The 291-nt window shown below is 73.5% G+C and carries 1 pseudogene; it reads left to right on the forward strand.

The annotated features are described in order from the left end of the window. Window positions 1-185 (forward strand): annotated as a pseudogene (locus BFF76_RS33225) (N-acetyl-1-D-myo-inositol-2-amino-2-deoxy-alpha-D-glucopyranoside deacetylase); the annotation flags it as partial. Window positions 186-291: the final 106 nt, after the last annotated feature.

Consider the following 291-nt stretch of genomic DNA (forward strand, 5'->3'; position numbering starts at 1 on the left):
ACGCCACCCAGATCACCGTGGACGGAACGTTCTTCGCCCTGTCGAACGACCTCGGGCAGCCCCTCTTCACCACCGAGTACTACGAGTTGGTGCGGGGCACCCCGGACGTGGGCGACGGTGCCAGGGAGTACGACCTCTTCGCGGGCCTGCCGGACGCGGCCCTCGCACCGGGAGCGCGGACATGAGCAGCAGGCAGCGGCAGCGCGCCTCTTCGCAGTCGCCGCGCACCAACGCCCCGCCCAGGGGCCCCGGGCCCACCGGACTCGCGGCGCCCCCGAACCCCCGGCGGAT

Origin of the sequence: Streptomyces mutomycini (assembly GCF_001700505.1) — a bacterium.
GTDB classification, from domain to species: Bacteria; Actinomycetota; Actinomycetes; order Streptomycetales; family Streptomycetaceae; genus Streptomyces; species Streptomyces mutomycini.